6 protein-coding genes are annotated in these 6,576 nt (G+C 69.0%); 5 read left to right on the top strand and 1 reads right to left on the bottom strand.

The features are described from left to right. Positions 1-1,064, top strand: a 1,064-nt coding sequence (locus tag ACCC94_RS10320) for an LLM class flavin-dependent oxidoreductase (protein ID WP_413349324.1), incomplete at its 5' end; no start/stop codon positions are given. Then, a complete protein-coding gene (locus ACCC94_RS10315) occupies positions 1,054-2,160 on the top strand; it encodes an LLM class flavin-dependent oxidoreductase (RefSeq protein WP_413349322.1) in 1,107 nt (368 codons plus the stop codon). The genes ACCC94_RS10320 and ACCC94_RS10315, both read left to right, overlap by 11 nt. Here ACCC94_RS10315 and ACCC94_RS10310 read toward each other — a convergent pair whose 3' ends face one another. Further along, positions 2,161-3,237, bottom strand: a complete 1,077-nt coding sequence (locus ACCC94_RS10310; protein ID WP_413349320.1) for a sigma-54 interaction domain-containing protein — start codon at positions 3,235-3,237, stop codon at positions 2,161-2,163. 291 nt (positions 3,238-3,528) lie between these two features. Between ACCC94_RS10310 and ACCC94_RS10305 the strand changes: the two genes are divergently transcribed. The 3 genes from ACCC94_RS10305 to ACCC94_RS10295 are packed head-to-tail and all read left to right on the top strand — an operon-like array spanning position 3,529 to position 6,468. Further along, on the top strand, positions 3,529-4,449 hold the full coding sequence (locus tag ACCC94_RS10305) for an ABC transporter substrate-binding protein (protein ID WP_413349319.1): 921 nt from the start codon (positions 3,529-3,531) through the stop codon (positions 4,447-4,449). Continuing rightward, entirely contained in the window at positions 4,446-5,591 is a 1,146-nt protein-coding gene (locus tag ACCC94_RS10300) for a phosphotransferase enzyme family protein (RefSeq protein ID WP_413349318.1), read from the top strand. The genes ACCC94_RS10305 and ACCC94_RS10300 overlap by 4 nt, the downstream gene beginning before the upstream one ends. Position 5,592: 1 nt before the next feature. After that, on the top strand, positions 5,593-6,468 hold the full coding sequence (locus ACCC94_RS10295; RefSeq protein ID WP_413349317.1) for a sulfurtransferase: 876 nt from the start codon (positions 5,593-5,595) through the stop codon (positions 6,466-6,468). The last annotated feature ends 108 nt before the right edge of the window (positions 6,469-6,576 follow it).

The following is a 6,576-nucleotide window of genomic DNA, read 5'->3' as shown; positions in this document are numbered from 1 at the left end:
GGCCAGGCGCTCGCGGTGGCCGGATGAGCCTGCGCTTCGCCTGGAAGCTCTGCGCCAGCGGCACCCGGCGCGGGCTGGACTGGCAGGCGCAGCCGGCGGAATGGGTGCAACTGGCCCAGGCCTTGGAGTACGCCGGCTTCGACGATCTCTACCTGCCCGGCGGGCCCAGCCAGCCGGACAGCCTGATGGTCGCCGCGGCGTTGTGCGCGCACACCCGGAGGCTCGGGCTGACGCTGAGCCTGCCGGCGGAAGCCATGCTCCCGGCCGCGCTGGCGGCAACCTCGCAAAGCCTGCAATCGCTGTCCGCCGGGCGGGTGCGCCTGCACCTGCCGGACAGCGACCGCGGCAGCCTGCGCCGGGCCTTCGGCGAGGTGCTCAACCGCGACCAGCGCCACGAGCGCATCGACGAATTCCTCGACATCCTGCAGCGCCTGCTGCACGCCCCGGCCACGCCACTGGACCACAACGGTCGCTACTTCCACCTGGAAAACGCCGGGCTCGGCCTGCGCGACCTGCCGCCCGCGCCCCTTCTGCTGGACGAGAGTCTGGGCGCCGAACGCATCGCCAGCCGCGCTGACCTGTGCTTCATACCGGGCAACGGCGTCGCGCAGCTCGGCGAAACCATCGAGCGCATCAACCTTTCTGCACGCCGCGCAGGCCGCACGCTGGGCCATGTCACCAGCTTCGGCATCATTGCCCGCGACAGCGAGGAGCAGGCCTGGGACGAAGCCGCAAACCAGGCGCAGGCCTTCGCCGCACCGGCCAAGGGCAAGCGCCGGCGCGCCGATGCGAGCGTGATCGAACTGCTCGCCGAGCGCGCCGAGCACCCCGCCCGACGCCATGAAATCCACCCCAACCTGTGGCTGCCCGCCCCCGGCGAAACGCCCGTGCTGGTGGGCAGCTACGCCCAGGTCGCCGGCCGCCTGCGCGAACTGCACGGCGTCGGCCTCGACCAGATCATCCTGCAGGCGCCCCAGGCGGTGCGCGAGGTCCTGCGCTTCGGCGAACGGGTCCTGCCACTGCTGCGCGACGAAGCTGAAAAGGACACCCGGATTGGCCGCTGAACCCAAACGCAGAAGCATCGAGATCGACTGGTTCCTGCCCACCAATGGCGACGGCCACCACCTCACCAGCAGCGGCCTGCCCAAGGTCGGGCTGTTCCAGCAGGGCGAGCGCGCGCCGACCCTCGGCTACCTGCGCCAGGTGGTGCGCGCCGCCGAGCAGGCGGCCTTCGACGGCATCATGGTTCCCACCGCCAGCGGCTTCGAAGACCCCTGGCTGATCGTCGCGCTGATGGTCCAGGAAGTGCGCCGGCTGAAGTTCCTGCTGACCCTGCGCCCCGGCGTCGAACTGCCCGCCTACACCGCGCACAAGGCCGCCACCCTGCAACAGCTCAGCGACAACCGCCTGCTGCTGCACCTGGTCAGCGGCTCCAGCCGTTTCGAGCAGCGCGCCCTGGGCGACTTCCTCGAACACGACGAGCGCTACGCCCGTAGCGCCGAATTCCTCGACGTGTTCCGCGCCACCTGGGCCGGGCGCGAGCATCACGGCCGGTACTACCGCACCGGCAGTCCGGTGCCGATTGCGCGCGAGGCCGCGCTACCGCCGATCTGCTTCGGCGGCGCTTCGGACGTCGCCGAGCGCATCGCCGCCAGCCATGCGCAGACCTACCTGATGTGGGGCGAGCCGCCGGCGATGATCCGCGAACGCATCCTGCGCATGCGCGAACTGGCCGCCGCCCATGGCCGCGAACTGCGCTTCGGCCTGCGCCTGCATGTGTTCGCCGCCGCCGATTCGCGGCAGGCCTGGGCCCATGTCGGGCGCCTGCTCGACGAGATTCCACGCGATGCCATCGAGCGTGCCCAGCAGCAACTGGCGGCATACGAATCGGTGGGGCAATCGCGGCAGATCGGCCTGACCCAGGGCCGCGCCCATGGCGTGCGCGACCTGGAGGTGTCGCCGAATCTCTGGGCCGGTGTCGGCCTGGTGCGCGGCGGCGCGGGCACGGCGCTGGTGGGCAGCTACGCGGAGGTCGCCGAGCGTATCGAGGAGTATCACCAATTGGGCGTGGACAGCTTCATCCTCTCCGGTTACCCGCATCTGGAAGAGGCGATTCATCTTGGCGAGGAGCTGCTGCCACTGCTGCGCCGCCGCGACTGATCAGGCCTTGGCGCGGCCCTTGAGCAGGCCGTGGTTGACCAGCAGCGTGCGCATGGCATTGCGGCTGATGCCCAGCAGCGCGGCGGTGCGCAGCTGGTTGAAGCCGCAGTGGGCGAAGGACTCGCGGACGATCAGGTCCTCGAGGTCGTGCAGCAGGGTTTCCCCCGGCACTTCGAACAGCCGCTGCAGCTGGTCACGGATGATCTCCTGCGGCAGCCCGGCCGGCGCTGTCGAGCCCATCCGCTGCCCGGACAGCGCGGCGGAAAACTTCAGGTGCTCGGGGCGCACCACCTTCTCACCCGCCACCAGCAACGCCAGGTGCACGACGTTCTCCAGCTCGCGGATGTTGCCCGGCCAGGCGTAGTCCAGCAGCGCGCTGACGGCGGCCTCGGAGAACATCGGCTCGGCGATCTTCAGGCGCTGGGCGTAAAGCCGGCGGAAGTGTTCCACCAGCGGCATGATGTCCAGCGGGCGCTCGCGCAGGGGCAGCACGCGGGCCTGGGCGACGTTGATGCGGTAGAACAGGTCGAGACGGAAATTGCCGGCGTCCACCGCCTGCTCCAGGTCGACGTTGGTGGCGGTGACCAGGCGGATATCCACCTTGATCGGCTTGCGCGAGCCGACGCGGACGATCTCCTGCTCCTGCAGGGCGCGCAGCAGCTTGACCTGCAGCGGCATCGGCAGGTCGCCGATCTCGTCGAGGAACAGGGTGCCGCCGTCAGCCTCCTCGAACCAGCCGGCGCGGCGCCCGGTGGCGCCGGAAAAGGCGCCGGCCTCGTGACCGAACAGCTCACTCTCGGCCAGGTTTTCGTTGATCGCGCCGCAGTTCACCGCGACGAATGTGCCCTTGCGCCCGCTGGCGCTGTGGATGTAGCGCGCCACCAGCTCCTTGCCGGTGCCAGTCTCGCCGTTGATCAGCACCGGCACCTCGCTGGGGCCGACACGATCGAGGAATTCCAGCAGCTGGCGCGAGCGCGGATCGGAGAACACCAGCGCCTTGGCGCGGATGGACAGCGGCTGCTTCTCGCCCTGCGGCAAGGTCAGCACGGGCGTCGCGCCCCAGGGTGATTGGCTCATGGGTCCTGCTTGCAGCCTGCCTTAGATTGAGCCGCTACTGTATCCGCTACTTCTTATAACCATAAATATCCAAATCGCATGAGGTCATAACCCGCAATGCCCGCGCCAGAGCGATCCGGGTGAAAAACGCCATTTCCATTTTCCCGCAGGTTCCGCTCAGCCGGGCGGAGGCTTTTTTATTCCTTTGGATTATAAAAACCAGTAAAATTCATATTGGTATATACCAAATATCCTCCTCTTCAATACGCCCATCGCAGTCGCCGGCCCTTGGCCGTATCGGAGAAAGCTTCAATGTTTGCCTTGCGGGTCATGCTCGAATACTTCCATCCCTGGCCCAATTCGGCCGGTTTCTATCTGGCCCGTGAACGCGGCTGGTACCGCGAGGCGGGGCTGGACGTGGAACTGGTGGTGCACGACCCCTACCACGGCGACACCCTCGACCATCTGGCGCGCGGCGCCGCCGCTTTTGGCGTATTCCCCAGCAACCGCCTGCTGGTGCGTCGCGAACTGGGCCAGCCGCTGATCGGCGTGGCGGCAATCAACCATCGCGGCCTGGAGTCGATCCAGACCCTCACCGACAGCGGTATCCGCCGCCCGCGCGACCTGCAGGGCAAGCGCCTGGCGCTGAACCCGACGCCGCGCGGCCTGGCCATGGTGCGCCACCTGGTGTCCCGCGATGGCGGCGACCCGGACGCGGTGGAACTGGTCGATGCCGGCTTCCGCGAGCTGCGCCCGGAAGACCTGGCCGCCGGCCTAGCTGACGCCAGCTTCGGCGGCTACTGGGCCTGGGAAGCGCTGCTGCCCAGCGCCATCGCCGAGGAGCGCCGCGTGGTGCTGCCGGTGGACGAGATCGGCGCGCCGCCCTACCACAGCTATCTGCTGGGCGCCCGCGAAGACTGGCTGGACGCCAATGCGGACATCGCCCGGCGCTTCCTCGCCGTCACTGCACGCGGATTCCTCGCGGCGGCGGCCGAGCCCGAGGCTGCGCTGCCGGTCTATGAACGCACCATTCCCTACTTTCCCCGCGAGATGCTGGCAGAATCCCTGCGGCGCATCGCACCCAGCTGGCTGCATCAGGGCCGCTGGGGCGAGCAGCGCGAAGAACTGCTGCAGCCCTACGCCCAGTGGCTGCATGAATACGGTGTGCTGCGCGACCCGGAAATCTGGCGCGGCGCCACCAGCAATGCCTGGCAAGTGGAGACCCCTGCATGACCAAACGCCTGAGCCACGGCATGGGCCTGGAGCCGGTGGAAGCCGACTGGCCGGCGCTGACCGAAGCGGAAGTCGCCGCCCTGCTGGCGGACTTCCCACAGGCCGGCGCCAATGCCCGCCTGAGCTGGCACAGCCCCCGGCCCTTTTCCGCCGCCGCACTGGTGGAAACCGCCAGCGGCCCGCTGTTCGTCAAACGCCATCATCCCAGCGTGCGTACGGCTGACTGGCTGGCGGAAGAGCACGCCTTCCTCGATCACCTGGCCCGCCGCGGCGCACCGGTCGCCCGGGTACTGCGCGATCGCCATGGCCGCAGCGCCATCGAACGGGACGGCTGGACCTATGAAGTCCATGAGAAGGCCGAAGGCCTGGATCTTTACCGCGACGCGCTGTCCTGGACGCCCTTCCAGCACAACGCCCATGCCTTCGCCGCCGGCGCCGCGCTGGCGAAACTGCACCGCGCCGCCGAAGGCTTCGATGCGCCATCGCGGCGTGCCGGCGTGCTGCTCAGCAACCTGAACCTGTTCGGCGCGGCGGACCCGCTCGCCGCCATCGAGGCGACCTTTCCCCAGGCGCCCGCCCTCGCCGAGTACCTGCAGGCGCGCCCGTGGAAGGAAAGCCTGGGCGAGCTGCACCTGCCGCTGCAACGCGAGCTGCTGCCCTACCTGCAGCGCCAACCGGCGCTATGGACCCACAACGACTGGCACGCCTCCAACCTGCTGTGGAGCGAGGACAGCCCGCAGGCACAGGTGGTCTCGGTGCTGGACTTCGGCTTGAGCGACCGCAGCTTCGCGCTGTTCGACCTGGCCACCGCCATCGAACGCAACCTCGTGCCCTGGCTGGAACTGGACCAGGGCCGCGCCGCCGAGGCCGACCTCGACGCCCTTGACGCGCTGCTGGAGGGCTACGCCAGCGTGCGCCCGCTGAGCCGCGATGACCTGCTCGCGCTGGCCGCCCTGCTGCCGCTGGTGCATGCGGACTTCGCGCTGTCCGAGGTCATCTACTTCCACGGCATCCTCGGTTCGGCCGAGAGCGCTTCGCTGGCCTACGACAACTACCTGATCGGCCACACCCGCTGGTTCCTCGGCAACGAAGGCCAGCGCCTGCTGGACCATATCCGCCAACTGGCGACAAAGGTGGATTGAGATGAGCGACATTCTGATCAGCGCTAAAGAGCTCGCCTACACGCTGGACGATCCGCGCCTGTGCCTGCTGGATGCCAGCGTCGAACTGGCCGCCCCGCAGTTCGACGGCGATTACCGCGTGCAGAGCGGCCATGCCGGTTGGCTCGCCGGGCACATTCGTGGCGCGCGGCATGCCGACCTGCTGGGCGATCTGGCGGATGCCGCTGCGCCCTTCAGCTTCGCCCTGCCGGAGGCGCCAGCGGCGCTGGATGCCTTGCAGAAGCTGGGCATCCGGGACGATTCGCTGATCGTGATCTACGACCGCAGCGACAGCTTCTGGGCCGCGCGCCTGTGGTGGATGCTGCGCAGCCTGGGAATCGACGCAGCGGTGCTCGATGGTGGCCTGCAGGCGTGGAGCGCCGCCGGTTTTGCGCTGGAGCAAGGCGAATCCTCCGAGGCCGGAAACGCGACGCTATCGGTCGCGGCGAAGTACCGCGACGGCTTCTGGATCGAGCGCCACGACGTCGAGAAAGTCGTGGCGGGCGACGCGGCCGGCACACTGGTCTGCGCCCTCTCCGCTGCCCTGTTCGACGGCAGCGCCGTCACCCGTTACGCCCGCCGTGGGCACATCCCCGGCAGCCGTAATCTGCCCGCCCGCAGCCTGTTCGATGATGACGGCTGTTACCGGCGCGGCGCGGCACTGGACGAGGCCCTTGCCGGGCTACGCCAGGCCGAACCTCCCTTGCTGCTGTACTGCGGCGGCGGCATCTCCGCCGCCGCCCTCGCCCTGGCGCTGACGCTGGCCGGGGAAACGCGGGTCGCGATCTACGACGGCTCGCTGCAGGAATGGGCCGCAGAGCCCGCCCTGCCATTGACCACCGGAGCAGCTCCGGCCTGACAGCCCGCTCGCGGGCAATCACGTCTCACATCCACGGCCATCCGTTTCGCGCGGGAGGGGCTATGCCCCGTGCATTCCCGGCGCACGCCCCGGCGATCTTCAGGAGCG

It is taken from the genome of Pseudomonas sp. Pseusp97, assembly GCF_047304025.1.
Classification (GTDB): domain Bacteria; phylum Pseudomonadota; class Gammaproteobacteria; order Pseudomonadales; family Pseudomonadaceae; genus Pseudomonas.
This window is presented reverse-complemented; position numbering and strand designations above follow the sequence as displayed.